Origin of the sequence: Mucilaginibacter sp. PPCGB 2223 (assembly GCF_001705515.1) — a bacterium.
Classification (GTDB): domain Bacteria; phylum Bacteroidota; class Bacteroidia; order Sphingobacteriales; family Sphingobacteriaceae; genus Mucilaginibacter.
This window is the reverse complement of sequence record NZ_MDJS01000002.1, coordinates 633,844-648,716: the sequence shown is the minus strand read 5'-3', so window position 1 is coordinate 648,716 and position 14,873 is coordinate 633,844. Positions and strand designations below refer to the sequence as shown.

15 protein-coding genes are annotated in these 14,873 nt (G+C 46.9%); 9 read left to right on the top strand and 6 right to left on the bottom strand.

Going from position 1 to position 14,873, the window contains the following annotated elements; all coding sequences use genetic code 11:
- Nucleotides 1-197: 197 nt before the first annotated feature.
- Complete coding sequence (locus tag BEL04_RS13300; protein WP_083227916.1) at nucleotides 198-986, bottom strand: lytic transglycosylase domain-containing protein; 789 nt, start codon at nucleotides 984-986, stop codon at nucleotides 198-200.
- Between the two features lie 319 nt (nucleotides 987-1,305).
- Here BEL04_RS13300 and BEL04_RS13295 point away from each other — a divergent pair, with 319 nt between their 5' ends.
- The 8 genes from BEL04_RS13295 (at nucleotide 1,306) to BEL04_RS13265 (ending at nucleotide 9,491) form a co-directional block, all read left to right on the top strand.
- On the top strand, nucleotides 1,306-2,676 hold the full coding sequence (locus BEL04_RS13295) for a pseudouridine synthase (protein ID WP_066004637.1): 1,371 nt from the start codon (nucleotides 1,306-1,308) through the stop codon (nucleotides 2,674-2,676).
- A 178-nt stretch (nucleotides 2,677-2,854) separates the two neighbouring features.
- Nucleotides 2,855-3,988 carry a lactonase family protein gene (locus tag BEL04_RS13290; protein WP_066004634.1) on the top strand — a complete coding sequence of 378 codons (1,134 nt, stop codon included), beginning with the start codon at nucleotides 2,855-2,857 and terminating at the stop codon, nucleotides 3,986-3,988.
- Nucleotides 3,989-4,531: 543 nt separating this feature from the next.
- Nucleotides 4,532-5,275: a 3-oxoacyl-[acyl-carrier-protein] reductase gene (fabG, locus tag BEL04_RS13285; RefSeq protein ID WP_066005277.1), complete on the top strand. Its 744-nt coding sequence runs from the start codon at nucleotides 4,532-4,534 to the stop codon at nucleotides 5,273-5,275.
- Nucleotides 5,276-5,403: 128 nt separating this feature from the next.
- Nucleotides 5,404-7,506, top strand: coding sequence for a hypothetical protein (locus tag BEL04_RS13280; RefSeq protein ID WP_066004633.1), 2,103 nt, complete (start codon nucleotides 5,404-5,406; stop codon nucleotides 7,504-7,506).
- A 92-nt stretch (nucleotides 7,507-7,598) separates the two neighbouring features.
- Complete coding sequence (locus tag BEL04_RS24030) at nucleotides 7,599-7,775, top strand: FHIPEP family type III secretion protein (protein ID WP_139113039.1); 177 nt, start codon at nucleotides 7,599-7,601, stop codon at nucleotides 7,773-7,775.
- Complete coding sequence (locus tag BEL04_RS13275) at nucleotides 7,769-8,074, top strand: type II toxin-antitoxin system RelE/ParE family toxin (RefSeq protein WP_066004629.1); 306 nt, start codon at nucleotides 7,769-7,771, stop codon at nucleotides 8,072-8,074. Before BEL04_RS24030 ends, BEL04_RS13275 begins: the two co-directional genes overlap by 7 nt.
- A 17-nt stretch (nucleotides 8,075-8,091) precedes the next feature.
- Nucleotides 8,092-8,691 carry a tRNA-(ms[2]io[6]A)-hydroxylase gene (locus BEL04_RS13270; protein ID WP_217493640.1) on the top strand — a complete coding sequence of 200 codons (600 nt, stop codon included), beginning with the start codon at nucleotides 8,092-8,094 and terminating at the stop codon, nucleotides 8,689-8,691.
- Between the two features lie 44 nt (nucleotides 8,692-8,735).
- On the top strand, nucleotides 8,736-9,491 hold the full coding sequence (locus BEL04_RS13265) for a hypothetical protein (RefSeq protein WP_066004628.1): 756 nt from the start codon (nucleotides 8,736-8,738) through the stop codon (nucleotides 9,489-9,491).
- Here the strand turns inward: BEL04_RS13265 and BEL04_RS13260 are convergent.
- Complete coding sequence (locus BEL04_RS13260) at nucleotides 9,488-11,086, bottom strand: FAD-dependent monooxygenase (protein WP_066004627.1); 1,599 nt, start codon at nucleotides 11,084-11,086, stop codon at nucleotides 9,488-9,490. The genes BEL04_RS13265 and BEL04_RS13260 overlap by 4 nt on opposite strands.
- Nucleotides 11,087-11,089: 3 nt before the next feature.
- Nucleotides 11,090-11,800 carry an SAM-dependent methyltransferase gene (locus BEL04_RS13255; protein ID WP_066004625.1) on the bottom strand — a complete coding sequence of 237 codons (711 nt, stop codon included), beginning with the start codon at nucleotides 11,798-11,800 and terminating at the stop codon, nucleotides 11,090-11,092.
- Nucleotides 11,801-11,857: 57 nt separating this feature from the next.
- Here BEL04_RS13255 and BEL04_RS13250 point away from each other — a divergent pair, with 57 nt between their 5' ends.
- Nucleotides 11,858-12,574: a hypothetical protein gene (locus BEL04_RS13250; protein ID WP_066004624.1), complete on the top strand. Its 717-nt coding sequence runs from the start codon at nucleotides 11,858-11,860 to the stop codon at nucleotides 12,572-12,574.
- Between the two features lie 72 nt (nucleotides 12,575-12,646).
- On the opposite strand, the gene BEL04_RS13245 is transcribed toward BEL04_RS13250, so the two are convergent.
- The 3 genes from BEL04_RS13245 to BEL04_RS13235 form a co-directional block, all read right to left on the bottom strand.
- Nucleotides 12,647-13,303: a carboxymuconolactone decarboxylase family protein gene (locus BEL04_RS13245; RefSeq protein ID WP_254659576.1), complete on the bottom strand. Its 657-nt coding sequence runs from the start codon at nucleotides 13,301-13,303 to the stop codon at nucleotides 12,647-12,649.
- An 88-nt stretch (nucleotides 13,304-13,391) separates the two neighbouring features.
- On the bottom strand, nucleotides 13,392-13,937 hold the full coding sequence (locus BEL04_RS13240; RefSeq protein WP_066004623.1) for a peroxiredoxin: 546 nt from the start codon (nucleotides 13,935-13,937) through the stop codon (nucleotides 13,392-13,394).
- A 393-nt stretch (nucleotides 13,938-14,330) separates the two neighbouring features.
- Entirely contained in the window at nucleotides 14,331-14,786 is a 456-nt protein-coding gene (locus BEL04_RS13235) for a BLUF domain-containing protein (RefSeq protein WP_066004618.1), read from the bottom strand.
- Between the last annotated feature and the right edge of the window lie 87 nt (nucleotides 14,787-14,873).

The following is a 14,873-nucleotide window of genomic DNA, read 5'->3' as shown; positions in this document are numbered from 1 at the left end:
TTTATGCTTTCTGCTCTTTTTGGGCGATGCCTGCGGCCGGGCTATCCCTACCCGTCCGGCAGGCGGGCGCTCATACTACACAGGCCTTAGCCACGAGGACTGGTATCCACTATTATCCCTAACGCGGTGCATCTGGGCATAAAAAAGCCCGCTTTTTTTAAGCGGGCTGTAAAACGTGCTCCTTAACTGATCAGGTGTTAATCGAAAGATAGCTTATCAGCATTATGCTGGGCTATCATAGCCAAAATCGGCTTCTCGGTAGTATAACCATAATCCATCGGGTGGTTAATGATCTCTTTCATGGCAACCAGGCTATACACATATACACCCGTTTCGCGGTTCATGTGCATTTTAAAATAATTGGCCTGTTTCTGGCTGCGCACCAGCTGTGCCAGGTTAGGCGAGCCTGTGTTGTAAGCAGCTGCCACCATTACCCAGCTTTTAAATTCGCCGTGCAGCTCGTTGAGGTACTTGCAGGCTGCGATGGTCGATTTACGGATGTCCAAACGTTCATCGTGCTTTTTACCCACACGCAAACCATAGGTACGTGCCGTACCGGGCATAAACTGCCATGGGCCGTAAGCTCCGCGCGATGATTTACCTTCGCCAAAACCGGCTTCAACCAGCGGGATGTACTTAAAATCGTCGGGGATACCGTGTGCTTTTAAAATAGGTTCGATGATCGGGAACCATTGTTCGGCCTTACGGTGCAGGATGTCGCTCTGTACATTGCCGAAGCTATGCCTTTGCAGGCAAAGCCTCATTTTTACCTTTACTTTTTTATCACCCAAAGGCAGGGTTTCGTTGGCAAAATTTAATGCAGCCGGCTTAGCGCTTTTGTATAAAATAAAGCTGTAATTCGGTTGGTAATTTTGCGGTGTTTTTCGGATTTTTTCGGTGCCGAAAGACAGCTCGAACATGATCATCAGCGCCAGTATTACGGAGCACGTAAGTAAGCATTTTTTAATCATTTTCTTTCCTATCATTCACAAATCATTTAGTTAAAAACCGCTGCAAAGATAACCCATACCCATCACACAATCAAACACTTACGTAAAAAACAATTTTCAAAAAGCTTTGTTTGGCCTCAAAAAACAGCGTTTTTAGCAACTTAAAGCTGGATTTTTGCAGGGGGGATTTTTGCATATTTTTCCCAAAATCGCGCCTGATTTTGATCGATTTTTAAGTTTTTTACGATTAATTTTTTTAATTTTTGATTAAAAATCGTCGTAAAATTACTCTTGTCAGGATGCGAAAAAATGTATACTTTTGTTGCCCCGCTGAGACAGCGTTAACCCGACAAATATGGCATTCAAAAAATCAGGAAACAGTCGCGACGACAGATCCGCCAACTCATCCCGCAGAACTCCGTCGCAAGGAGGCGAAAGACCGGCCCGTTCAGGTTCGGCTTCACGATCAAAAACACCATCAACAGGTTTCAAAAAATTTGAGTCGGATAGCGACCGGCCAAAAAAGAAATTTGACGGCGAAGCAACCGGTGAAAGAAAACCGTTCAAAAAAACCGGCGAGGGCTACAAAGGCAAACCAGCCGGCGATTTTAAAAGCAGGCCTTACGGCAGCAAAGACTTTTCTGACAAGCCATCACGCGAAGGCGGTTATAAAAAGCCATACGGCACCAAAGATTTCGGCGATAAGCCAGGCGGCGACCGCCGCTTTAAAAAAGAAGGCGAAAGCGATTTTAAACGCAAACCCTACGGCACCAAAGATTTTAACGATCGCCCATCCCGCGAAGGCGGCTTTAAAAAGGAAGGTTCGGGCTACAAAGGCAAAACCGAAGGCGATAGCCGCCCTTTCCGTTTACGTAAAGACAGCAATACCGGCACCAGCCGCCCATCGGATAAACCACGTTCGGTACGCGAAACTTTTTTCGACGCCGACCAGCCACAGCCTGAGCGCACCATGCGCGGGCGCAAAAAATCAGCAACCCAAGATCCGGACAAAGGCAAAATACGCCTTAACCGCTATATCTCGAACGCGGGCATCTGCTCGCGCCGCAAAGCCGACGAGTTGATCGTTGCCGGTGTAATATCGGTAAACGGCGAAGTAGTATCGGAGCTGGGCTTTAAGGTCGACCCGATGCGCGACGAGGTACGCTACAACGGCGAGACCCTGAAACGCGAAAAGATGGTGTATGTATTATTGAATAAACCAAAAGACTATATTACTACTACTGACGACCCGCAGGAACGCCGCACCGTGATGCACCTGGTTGAAAAGGCCAGCAAAGAGCGCATTTACCCGGTTGGCCGCCTTGATCGCAACACTACCGGTTTGTTACTGATGACCAACGATGGCGACCTGGCCGATAAACTATCGCACCCGCGCAGCAACATCACCAAGCTTTACCAGGTTGAACTGGATAAAAGCCTCACCCAGGGCGACCTGAATAAAATTGCTTACGGCCTTGAACTGGAAGACGGCCTGATCAAACCCGACAGCATCAGCTATGTACAGGGTGGCAGCAAACGCGAGATAGGCATACAGATACACAGCGGCAAAAACCGCATCGTACGCCGTATTTTCGAGAGCCTGGGCTATAATGTAGTTAAGCTCGACCGCTCGATCTATGCCGGTTTAACCAAAAAAGACCTGCCCCGCGGCCGCTGGCGCTTTTTAGAGGAGCAGGAGATCATTCAGTTGAAGCATTTGATATAGTTGGGGGAAGTCCGGAAGACGGAAAGTCCGGAAGTCCGAAAGATTTTTCCTAACATGAACATCGACGATTGGCGGTGTGCGAACTTTACATCTTTCGGACTTTACTGACTTGCGGACTCTCTTATTCTTCTGGCAGATTTACTAACTTGCGGCGCAATTATTAAAACCATCTGCATCCATGAAGAAGTTTTTCCTGATAGCCCTGATTGCTTTACCCACATTTTTACACGCCCAAACCGGGAGTAAAGTTTACGATCTGCTTGTCGGCACCTACACCACCGGCAAAAGCCAGGGCATTTATGTATACCATTTTGATACCGGCACAGGCAAGATCACTTATCTTAACAAGGTTACCGGCGTAGATAACCCATCGTATATAGCTATCGCGCGGGGTAACCATTTTGTGTACTCGGTAAACGAGGTGGGTACCGACCGTAAGGGAAGCGTAAGCGCGTTCGCGTTCGATGCGGCATCGGGCGGGCTGAAGCTGATCAACAAACAACCGTCCATCGGTGCGGGCCCGTGTTATATCTTACTGGATAAAGCCCGCAAAAATGCTTTTGTGGCTAACTATGCCGGTGGAAGTTTTACCGTGCTGCCCATCAATGCCGATGGCTCGCTGGCTGCACCGTCACAAAACATACAGGATCAAGACCATAGTATCGACAAAACCCGCCAGAACGAGCCGCATGTGCATACCGCCATACTATCGCCCGATGAGAAATACCTGATGTATACCGATTTGGGTACCGATAAGATCAACATCTGCAAATATGATCCTTCGGCTGCAAAGCCCTTAACACCTGCCAACCCGGCTTTTGCAGCTGTTACGCCCGGCGGCGGCCCGCGGCACCTGGCTTTTCACCCCAACGGAAAGTTTTTATACCTGATACAGGAAATGGGCGCACGGATTGCTGTTTACGATTATCATAAGGGGCAACTAAAGGAAATATCGACCGCGAGCCTGGTCCCAGATGGTTTTAAGGGTACTGTTGGGGCTGCCGACATCCACATCTCGGCCGATGGTAAATTTTTATACAGCACCAATCGCGGCGACGCTAACGAATTGGAGGTGTTTGCCATTGATAAAAGCACCGGGGCACTGACATTCGTTCAGCGCACATCAACACTGGGTAAGACACCACGGAATTTTACTTTGGATCCTACCGGTAACTTTTTGCTGGTTGCCAACCAGAACAGCGATGATGTGTATGTTTTCAGGATTGATAAGGAGACAGGCAAACTGACCTATACCGGCGAGAAACTGGAAGTGGGCAACCCATCGTGTTTGAAGTTTTGCCCGGCGGAATAAGCATCTGTTTTTTGCTTAAATGCCTATTATTTCGTATATTTAAAGGTTACGGCGCAAGGCCCCTGGTCAAAAAATGGATTGTGAATTTGGCAACCGGGCACCGATACCTTTTAGAAAAATACCCATAAATACCCCCCTGTCCGGGTTTTTGGTTGCGAATTTGGCAACGCGGTTCTTGTTGGTGAGAACACCAGCGGGGTGCAGGCTAAAAATGTGGCGAGAATACCCATAAATACCCATGTGTTTGCGTTAAGGATAGCAGCGCCTGCCTGCCGGCAGGCAGGGATAGCCTGACCCGTAGGGGAACGCCCTGCTTAAGAGTAGCGGTTTTTAGTTGCAGTAGCACCTTGTAAAGCTGTAAGCTATTACTTTTCAAACTCTTTCCCTGCCACTGCTACTGCCGCTGCCACTTTCCCCACCCTGGTTATGACACGAATGAAAAAAATTCTAACTTCGAGGCCTGGAATAGTGGATGCTATCCCCCATCGGTGAAATCATAACCCATCGGTGGAATCAAACAAAAGCGAAATCAAACAAACAAAAATGAAATTACTGGAAGGAAAAACCGCGCTGATTACAGGTGCATCGAAAGGTATAGGCCGTAAAATTGCCGAAAAGTTTGCCGAGCATGGCGCCAATGTGGCATTTACCTATTTATCGTCGGTTGAAAAAGGTATAGCTTTAGAGCAGGAGTTACAAGGCTTTGGCACTAAGGTAAAAGGTTACCGCAGCGATGCCTCGAAGTTTGACGAAGCCGAAAAACTGATCAATGATATCGTTACCGATTTTGGCACTTTACATATCGTGGTGAACAACGCTGGCATCACTAAAGATAATTTATTGCTCCGCATGACCGAGGCCGACTTTGACGAAGTGATCGAAGTAAACCTGAAATCGATCTTCAACACTACTAAAGTGGCATCGAAGATCATGCTTAAAAACCGCCAGGGCGTGTTCATCAACATGAGCTCGGTTGTGGGCGTTCAGGGCAATGCGGGCCAATCAAACTACGCTGCTTCGAAAGCGGGTATCATCGGGTTCAGCAAATCGATAGCTAAAGAGCTGGGCTCACGCAATATCCGCACCAACGTGGTTGCGCCGGGCTTTATCAAAACCGAAATGACCGACGTGCTCGACCCTAAAGTAGTTGAGGGCTGGGAAGCGAATATCCCGTTAAAACGTGGTGGTACGCCAGAGGATGTCGCCAATGCCTGCGTTTTCCTGGCATCGGATATGGCATCGTACATTACCGGGCAGGTTATTCCTGTAGACGGGGGGATGCTTTAAAAAGTTAAAAGTCAAAAATTAAAAAGTCAAAAAAGACTTTTTACCGATTAGTGCTTTTGTAATTTCTTTAACATACAAACCTGCTGCTTTGTAATAGGTTTTAAAAACAGCATATTTGATTTCAGGATATGCTGTTTTTATTTTCGATAACATGGGGTTCGGTTTCGGGATGGTGGGTACCTGGTTGCCTGGTGCTGGGTGGCCTGTACGCCTGGCTTTTATACCGGCAACCGACCAGCCTCACCAAAAACTGGCGGTATATCCTCGGCGCTATCCGCACTGTTGTAGTCGCACTGATCGCCTTTCTGCTACTGTCGCCGCTCATCAAATCGGTCACTACACACCCGCAAAAGCCGCTCATCCTGGTTACGCAGGATAATTCGGCATCCATCCGGTTATTCAAACCTGCGGGGTTTGAGCCCGGGCAATTTGTCGATCAGCTTGGCAATTTGAAAAAAGTTTTGGGCGATGGTTATGATGTGCGTGAGTTTAACTTCAGCGACCGGCTCAGGGATAGCCTCTCCACCAAATTTGATGGTAAGCAAACCGATATATCGGGCGTATTTAAAAGCCTGAACGACCGCTTCTCGAACCAGAACATAGGCGCCGTAGTTTTAGCTACCGATGGTTTATACAACAAAGGCAGCAGCCCGCAATACAATGCAGGCAACCTGAAAGCCAGTGTTTACACCATAGCCCTGGGCGATACCGTACCCAAACGCGACCTGCTGATAGCCAATGTAAACTATAACAAAACGGCTTTTTTAGGCAACGATTTTGAAGTGGAGATCTTGACCGAGGCATACCAGAGCAAAGGTGAGAACATGCGGCTAAGCATTGCCGAAGACGGCGGCCCGGTTTTTAGCCAGAATGTTCAGGTAACAGATAATGCTTTCCGTAAAACAATAACCGCAAAGCTGCATGCCGATAAGAAGGGCATTCATAAGTTTACTTTCAGCATACAGCCGGTTGCCAACGAGATATCGACAGCCAATAATACCGAGACCATCTATATCGAGGTTTTGGATGCCAAACAAAAGATACTGCTGGTGTACAACGGCCCGCATCCGGATGTGACGGCCATCAAGCAATCGCTGGAAGATAACCGCAACTACGAGGTAAGAACCACTTTACTAAGTAAACTGAATGAAGCCGAATTGGGAACTTACAGTGTGGCGATTTTATATCAACTGCCAACAAACAGTACCTCGGTAATACCCTCAACCTTGCTGAGCAAGCTGAAGCAGCAAAAAATACCGGTTTGGTATATGGTGGGCGCACAGTCGGATATTTTCCAGGTGAATGCCGCGCAGAAGATCGTACGCATCAACGCCGGCAGGCAGGATGTGCAGGAAACCTTTGCCATGCCCGATGCCAATTTCAGCCTGTTCACCCTGACCGATTCTACCCGGCGTGAACTGGCCTCGCTACCGCCTTTATCGGCACCGTTCGGCAATTACAGTGTAGCTTCGGCACAGTCGGTTTTGCTGAAACAGAAGATTGGTACGATAGAAACTTCGTACCCTTTACTGGCCTTTGGCGAAGAGGACGGGCGCCGCGAAGCGGTATTGACCGGTGAGGGTTTATGGAAATGGCGTTTGGCCGAGTTTCAGTCGCAAGGCAATTACCGTGCGTTTGATGAACTGCTGGGTCAATCGGTACAATATCTTACAGCTAAAAACAACAAAACCAGGTTCAGGGTTTACCCGGCGAAGAACGTATTCGACGATGGCGAGGATGTCCTGTTCAATGCCGAGTTGTATAACGATGCGCTCGAACTGGTAAATACGCCCGATGTAAACATCGAACTGAAAAGCAAAACCGGCAAAACTTACAACTTTGTTTTTACGCGTAACGGCCAAAGCTATACCCTCAATGCACACGCATTGCCTACCGATGAATACACTTATTCGGCCAAAGCCCGACTGGGCGACAAAACCCTGACGGCTACAGGTCAGTTCATCATCAAACCGCTGAACGCCGAAACACGCCAGAGCGCGGCTGACCATCACCTGCTGTACACACTGGCTCATCAAAACGGCGGCGTAATGCTGCGGCCAAATCAAATAGATAAACTGGCCGAACTCATCCGCAAAAACGAGAACATCAAAACACTGGTTTATGATGACAAAACATACAAGGACCTCATCGACGAAAAATGGTTGTTTGTGGTGATATTGGCCTTGCTAAGTGCCGAGTGGTTTTTGAGGAAGCGGGAAGGGGAAGCGTAGCCCCCCCAACCCCCTAAAGGGGGGAGATGATAACCATATCAAAATATATTAGGCGGTTTAAAAATTCGTTATCTTTATAAAAAGAAATTACTATGCTTACAAGGGATAAAGTAAAGGAATTGGTTGATCATATGCCTGAGAACTTTTCTGTGGACGATCTGGTTGAGAAAGTTATCTTACTTCAAAAAATTGAAGAAGCCGAGGTTGAAATTAAAAATGGAGAAAGTATAGACTGGGAGGATCTGAAAAAGGAAATGGATACATGGTGAAAATAATCTTTTCAAGATCAGCGAAACGCGATTTAAAAGAGATTTTCGACTTCATTAAAAGAGATTCTATCCGATACGCAGTTTTAGAAAAACAGCACATTATTGAGGCGATAGATAAATTACTTCTGCATCCGGAAAAAGGTAAGGTGTTTGAGGGAAATCCTGCTTATCGCGAATTGGTTTTTAGAAACTATAGAATTATATACCGCATTGTGTCCGATGTTCAACTAAGGATCCTCACTATCCAACACCATGCCCGCTCAGCAGGAAACAACCCGGCTTTTAAAGACGACGAATAAAACCCTACCTTTGCACAGTGAGCGAAAAAACCATCCTGAAACTGCAATTACCTACCGACCCGCTTTGGGTGAAAAACGTGGTAGAAAGCAATATCGAAGAAATACTGACCGACCATGCGTATTGCGAACAAAAGGCCGCAAGCAATGCCATTACGCTCATCGTACAGAACCCGCAGTACCCCGACCTGGTGCAGGAGATGGCCCTGCTGGTGCAGGAAGAGATGGACCACTTTAAACGCGTACACGATATCATTATCAAACGCGGCTATGCCTTCGGTAAGGAGCGCAAGGATGATTACGTGAACGAACTCTTTAAGTTTTTAACCAAAGGCGGCAGCCGGCAAACCCAATTGATCGAGCGCCTGCTTTTTTCGGCCATGATCGAAGCGCGCAGTTGCGAACGTTTTAAGGTATTATCCGAAAATATCAACGACGACGAACTGGCTGCCTTTTACCACGAGCTGATGATCAGCGAAGCCGGGCATTACACCATGTTTTTACGCCTTGCCAAAAAATACGCCGGCGATATTGATGTGGATGCCCGCTGGAAAGAGTTTTTAGCTTATGAAGCCGAAGTAGTGAAAAACTATGGTAAAAGTGAGACGATACACGGGTAGTTATTGGTTATTGAGTTGCCAGGTCATTTATCTATCTTAACCTGATGAAAAAGCTGCTCGCTTTACTGCCGGTTATTTTTACAACCTGCACGGTATTGGCACAACGATCGAGACCGAAATACCCACCGCCGCCAACGCATCCACCAACCAAGGCAGAACAAAAGGCTTTTGATTACCACAACGATTGCGTACACCGGGATACTTATACCGCAGCACAAAGGCTCAGGTTTTATCCATTTAACAAGGCAGCCAAGGTTATATTGGTTTCATTTTATGGCCCGCTACCTCCGATGGAACCGGCTGATACAGTTCCTCCATACTATAGACCTTTACATGGTTTAAAACTTCCGGGTTTTGATACGATTGGTAAACTAAAATATCCGTTTGATGGTAAAAATGTTGATTATTCTGCTTTTATGGAACAGGTTACATTGACCAAAAACCAGGTAAACAAGCTTACAGATATCTTTTATAATATTAATATACGCGGAACCCCGCTTCCGCCTGGTATGTTAGACATAGCCGACCCAGGGGCCAGCTGTTTTAATCCCCGAAACGCCGTTTTATTTGTGGATGCGAATGGCAATACATTTGCCTATATCGAAATCTGCTTTGAATGCGAAAGGGTTGAATTATACCCTGAAAAGCTTAAAATGTGGGAATGGTGTGATGATAAATGGGGATTGGTCAGAAACTACTTTGCTTCCGCTGGCATCAGATGGGGTGTAACCGTTTTAAACAGGCGTACCTACAAACACAAAAAAGTGGAGATGATCAAAAAGGATAAGTTTGAATTTTAACTTTTAAAAACTCCCACCACATTCCGCATATAGTTATCGATAGTCGCCGTATCCACCACATCGGCCATCAAACCGATGTACATATCCGGGCGTACGATCAATGTTTTACGCTGATCGGCTTTGACCTCAAAAGCATCAAACACGTGGCGGTTTTTATTACTTGGCGGCAGGTAAAAAAAGTTGAGCGTTTGGGCGTAGTTCTGTGTTATCCATCGTGCAAGGGCAAACAGTTCCGTTTCGGGGATGTGCCCTAAGGTTATCAGCGTAAAACCGGGCTTGGCGCACCATTCGTGCAGGTCGGTTTCCTCGTGCTTCTTTTCATCGTGTACTTTGAGGTACGGGAGCCTGTCGCCCGCTTTTACTTTGGTTGCCTGGCTTAAGTGCAGGTTAAGTTTGCTTTCGCGATAGCTGATACCGGTTTGCGATATGATGAGGAACAGCTTTTCCTTAATCGTTTCGTTGCTCCACATCGTTTCCAATATCCGCGGCATGATCCATCGCTTAAAAAAGCTCACCAGCAGGTTGCCCGACATGGCAAGATTGAACGCTTTGTCGGTCGTTTTGAGCAACGACTTTGCGACAGGCATCCGCTCATCAGCATAACTATCCAGGATAGTTTCGTTTGTTTGTTTATTGACCACAGCTGCCAGCTTCCAGGCCAGGTTATAGGCGTCCTGCAAACCGGTATTCATCCCCTGCCCGCCAACCGGCGAGTGGATATGCGCGGCATCGCCAACCAAAAAACACCGGCCCGACCTGAATTTTTCGGCCATGCGGTGGTGCAACTTATATGTTGTAAACCAGTGGCATTGTTTTACCTGCTGCTCTTTGCCGGTAACTTCCTTAAGCCACGGCAGCACATCATCAAGGGTAACCTCCCGGCCCTCTACACCGGGTGGGATATTGCCGATGATACGGTAACGGTTAGGTTCAGGGAGCGGGAAAAAACCCGTAAAGCTATCCGGCGACAGGTGGATGTTCATGTAGTCCGTCGGCTCACCCTCTAACTCCACGTCGGCAAGGTAAAAGTAATGCGGGTAGGTATCGCCGTTAAAGGCGATATCCGATTGCTTGCGCACGGCGCTATGCGCGCCATCGGCCCCGATCAGCCAGTCAGTTGTCAGCTGGTATTCTTCGCCATTGCCCTGCGCCAGGGTAACGACAATTTTATCCGCCTGCTGACCGATGCTTTTCAAACTGGTATCCCAATAAACCGGGCAACAGTTTTGGGTAAGATAATCGAGCAATACCCGTTCATTTTTATATTGCTGGTAAAGAAAAACGTAGGGATATGGCGTTTTGCCCTGCCCTATCTGCCCAACGGGTAAAGTAGCCAGCGGTTTACCTTTTTGATTGAAGATCAGTCCCTGCGCCTGTTTCCCGTCGGATAAAACCCTGTCGATTATACCTAACTGGCGGTAGATCTCAAGTGAACGGGCTTGTACCACGATGGCGTTAGAATGCTGCGTGATGCCCTGCTTGCTATCGATGATTACAGGTTGTATGCCGTAACGCAGTAATTGCGCCGCCATCATCAGCCCGGTAGGCCCGGCGCCAACGATCAAAATTGGTGTATGTTGCTCTCCCGGTTTCATCTGTCAGGAATGGAATAAAAGGAAAATGGTTGGTTTTTTATGCAGGTCGGGTATTTGCTTTTTCCAGTCGCCCGCACTTTGGGTTTTGATCAGTTCATCTTCGGCAGTAATATTGCAGGCAATGCAAAGCCTGGTTTTAGGGTTGCAGGTACGCAATATTTCTTCGAGCATCTGGTTATTGCGGAACGGTGTTTCAATAAACAATTGCGTTTGGCTAAAACGCTCTGCATGGCTTTCAAGTTCCTTAATGCGTTTAGAGCGCTGTGCCTTGTCTATCGGCAGATAACCATGAAAAGTAAAGCTCTGCCCGTTAAAGCCCGAAGCCATCAACGCCAGTAAGATAGAGCTTGGACCTACCAGGGGGACTACTTTTATGCCACGTTTATGCGCTTCGGCAACAATATCCGCTCCCGGGTCGGCAATGCCGGGGCAGCCCGCCTCGCTCATTAAGCCAACATCTTTACCGCTTTCCAATCCTGTAAAAAACTGGCCCGGCCCGCTCTCACGTTTATGTTTACCATAATCATGGATCACCAGTTCGCTTTGCGGGATCTTCAATCCGGCTTCTTTTAAAAACTTGCGCGCGGTTTTTTCGTTCTCTACTATGTACTCTTTAATCTGGTTTATCGTTTCAACCAGGTAAGGTGTAAACGATTTTGCCGCAGCATTGTCGGCAAGGGGTACAGGTATGAGGTAAAGCGTCCCTTTAGGCATCTTGCAAAAATGAATTTTTTTTTCGTAAATTAAGATCGCGAAAGGAGATCAATATAGATGAAATCGTTAGGCATCAACTGGTTTATTGAAGGCCGGATTGATTTTGAACATAAAAAATACATCCTGCTCGATTACCTGCAGGAGATAAACCGGCATTTTGATAAGAGCCGGCTTTATCCCAACTTAACCGATCTGATATTTCATTACAATAATCTGTTAAGTTTTAAAGAGAATAAGAACTCGCTGCAACAGGCATTTCCGCAACGGCTAACCCAGGTTGAGATAGCGGCGGTAAAGCTTACCTATCAAAAAATTGTGGAAGACGATAACTCACTGAAAGAGATCGAGCAGATTATTGCTTACGCGATGGGGCAAATGGACCCGGCCATAAAAACCGGCAAGGAGATTTATGACTTTGTGGAGCGCCACCTCAATATCGAAACCGTTGGCGTTGTACCGCTGATACCCTACCACGGTTATTTTTCGCTGCGCAATGGCAGCGAAAGCGGCCATTTTGTGTACGAATACCAGATCACCCTGTTTGAAGGCAAGGATGATAAATACCGTGGCATTAATACCCGCTTTGTGGACATGTATAAAAGCAGCCTGACCCATACGCCCGAATGGATCAAAAGCGACCTCATCCGCCGCTACAGGCACCTGCCCAACCCGGCTGTTTATCATGTTGAGAGCGATATCAGCTTCCCGATGGAGCAAACGTTATTGCCGGTGGCTAAAAAAAGTTTAGTAAAGTATATCAGCCAAGTGGCGTAGTTAGTCCACAGCTGATAGTCCATAGACCATAGCTTTTGTCTTTTTTATGGACTATCGACCATGGACCATGGACTAAAACACCACTTTCCCCATTGCCGTAACCAACGACGAGATACGCACGGCGTCGAAAATGCGCTCTTCGGTAGTGCCCATTTGTATCAGCGAGTTTTCGTGCGCGTTTACGCACATTTCGCAGCCGTTAACGGCGGATACCGCCAGGCTCATCAGTTCAAAAAACTCTTTGCCGGTAACGGGTTTCATCATGATCTGCATGCGGATACGCGCCGGTATCTGGGTGTATTTTTCCTTTTGCGTAAAGTGGCGGAAACGATAAAACACGTTATTCGATGCCAGTAACGATGCACAGGCGGCAGCCTCGGCGATATCGGCATCGGTAGCGCCCTGTTCGACGGCGTATTTGGTAAAAAATTCGGTCAGCGGTTTGTTGTTGTTATTGATGGCTGTGGTCAGGCCCAGCAAGCCACATTCTTTAGTGCTCAAATGTTCCGAAGTAAGTGTACTGCCGAAGTTCAGCTTCAGGTCGCGCAGATAGCGCGATTCGCCTTTCTCCAGTAAAGTTAAACTATCGGTGCGGTAACCGGCGTCGAGGCCAAGGCTTTGCAATATTTCGGATATGATCTCTATTGATTCGCTCATTATATTGGTTGTCTGTTGCGGGTTGTCTGTTGCCAGTTCGGCCTGCGCACTATCTTTCGATAAGTTCGGCAAGACACCCCTGTTTTTATAAAACTTTTCTTAAACAATAAATCCCCGCATTTACACACGGGGATTTGGTATACCTTTTATTAAGGGGAAATTATACGGTTAAAGTTTCCTGGCCTTTTTCCCAGTTGCAAGGGCAAAGTTCGTCGGTTTGCAAACCATCAAGCACGCGCAAAACTTCTTTCACGTTACGGCCCACGCTCAGGTCGTTAACGCTTACCCAGCGGATGATGCCTTGCGGGTCGATGATGAAAGTAGCACGGTAAGCAATTTTTTCGGTAGGCTCTAAAATACCCAGCTCTTCAGCCAGTGATTTCGAAGTATCGGCCAGCATCGGGAACTTTAGGTCGCGCAGGTCGGCATGATCCCTTCTCCAGGCAGCATGTACAAACTCGCTGTCGGTCGAAGCGCCGATCAAACGGGCATCGCGGTCGCGAAATTCGCCGAAGTTCTTGTTAAATTCAGCAATCTCGGTAGGGCAAACAAAAGTAAAATCCTTTGGCCACCAAAACATTACTGTCCAAACGTTGTCGTCGTTTACCAGGTAATCCGATGTTAAAGTTTCAAACTCTTTGCCTTTTTCGATGCTTACAACAGCAGTTTTAGTAAATGAAGGGAATTTTTGTCCTATGGTTAACATAATTGCAAATATTTTAATTGTTTATTGCAACAAATATAAGCAATTAAGCCTTTAGGTTCAATTGTATTAATCAATAGGGTATAGATTTTGTTTATATGAGCAAGCGGTTGATTATGATGCGATTAGCACATCCGAAAGCTGTTGAAACGTTGTAAGGTTGAAAGGTTATAATATTGAAAAGCTATAGACCAATTTATATGCTCGTAATCTTTTGATTCAATCATTCGGGCCTTCAATCATTCATTCATTGATCTCGGGCGTTCCCCGTGGGTCGGGCTATCCCTGCCCGTCCGGCAGGCAGGCGCTACTATCCCCAACGCGGCAGTTTTAATATCGCATATGGTGTTCAGACAGAAAAACTGCCACTGCTACTCAAAACTTCAAACCTATCCCTCAGGCCGGCATGCGCAATTCTGCTGCTTGCTCCATCGGGATAACCACACTTGGCGCCGGGGCCGGATTTCCGAATAATTTAAGCAACCTGATAATGCGCGGTGCTGCGAGGCTGTTATGCTTAATATCGTCAAAGCCCATCATCTGTTCGAGCTCGTTATCAGCAAAAAGGCGGTAATCCATGCTGCGGTTGGCAAAATTACGGTAGCTTACAGGCATGTCGGCAATGATCTCGATATCGTAATGGCGTTCATCCTGGTGAATATTACCCATTAGCTGGATAACGCTATTTTTGGGCCCTTCGATTAGTTGAATGTATTTACCGCCTGCATAAAACAGCATGCCGGTAATATTATTCTGTGCGTTGCTTTGACGCGACAGCATGAGCTGGCTAAAAAAGTCGCGCTCGTTAAAATTGTTCTTCAAATAACTGATATAAATAACCTGGTGTAGCATAAGTAACGTTTAAGTTAACTTATGGTTATACGCGTATTTTAATTTAGAGTTACAAAAACATTGAGTTTTTACAACTATTTATTTAAA

What these genes read in the sequence shown, in the direction of transcription:
- BEL04_RS13300 (WP_083227916.1), bottom strand. Translation starts at nt 986, where the DNA reads ATGATAGGAAAGAAAATGATTAAAAAATGCTTACTTACGTGCTCCGTA.
- BEL04_RS13280 (WP_066004633.1), top strand. Translation starts at nt 5,404, where the DNA reads ATGCTGTTTTTATTTTCGATAACATGGGGTTCGGTTTCGGGATGGTGG.
- BEL04_RS13235 (WP_066004618.1), bottom strand. Translation starts at nt 14,786, where the DNA reads ATGCTACACCAGGTTATTTATATCAGTTATTTGAAGAACAATTTTAAC.
- BEL04_RS13250 (WP_066004624.1), top strand. Translation starts at nt 11,858, where the DNA reads ATGAAATCGTTAGGCATCAACTGGTTTATTGAAGGCCGGATTGATTTT.
- BEL04_RS13295 (WP_066004637.1), top strand. Translation starts at nt 1,306, where the DNA reads ATGGCATTCAAAAAATCAGGAAACAGTCGCGACGACAGATCCGCCAAC.
- BEL04_RS13240 (WP_066004623.1), bottom strand. Translation starts at nt 13,937, where the DNA reads ATGTTAACCATAGGACAAAAATTCCCTTCATTTACTAAAACTGCTGTT.
- BEL04_RS13265 (WP_066004628.1), top strand. Translation starts at nt 8,736, where the DNA reads ATGAAAAAGCTGCTCGCTTTACTGCCGGTTATTTTTACAACCTGCACG.
- BEL04_RS13290 (WP_066004634.1), top strand. Translation starts at nt 2,855, where the DNA reads ATGAAGAAGTTTTTCCTGATAGCCCTGATTGCTTTACCCACATTTTTA.
- BEL04_RS24030 (WP_139113039.1), top strand. Translation starts at nt 7,599, where the DNA reads ATGCTTACAAGGGATAAAGTAAAGGAATTGGTTGATCATATGCCTGAG.
- BEL04_RS13260 (WP_066004627.1), bottom strand. Translation starts at nt 11,086, where the DNA reads ATGAAACCGGGAGAGCAACATACACCAATTTTGATCGTTGGCGCCGGG.
- fabG (WP_066005277.1), top strand. Translation starts at nt 4,532, where the DNA reads ATGAAATTACTGGAAGGAAAAACCGCGCTGATTACAGGTGCATCGAAA.
- BEL04_RS13275 (WP_066004629.1), top strand. Translation starts at nt 7,769, where the DNA reads ATGGTGAAAATAATCTTTTCAAGATCAGCGAAACGCGATTTAAAAGAG.
- BEL04_RS13255 (WP_066004625.1), bottom strand. Translation starts at nt 11,800, where the DNA reads ATGCCTAAAGGGACGCTTTACCTCATACCTGTACCCCTTGCCGACAAT.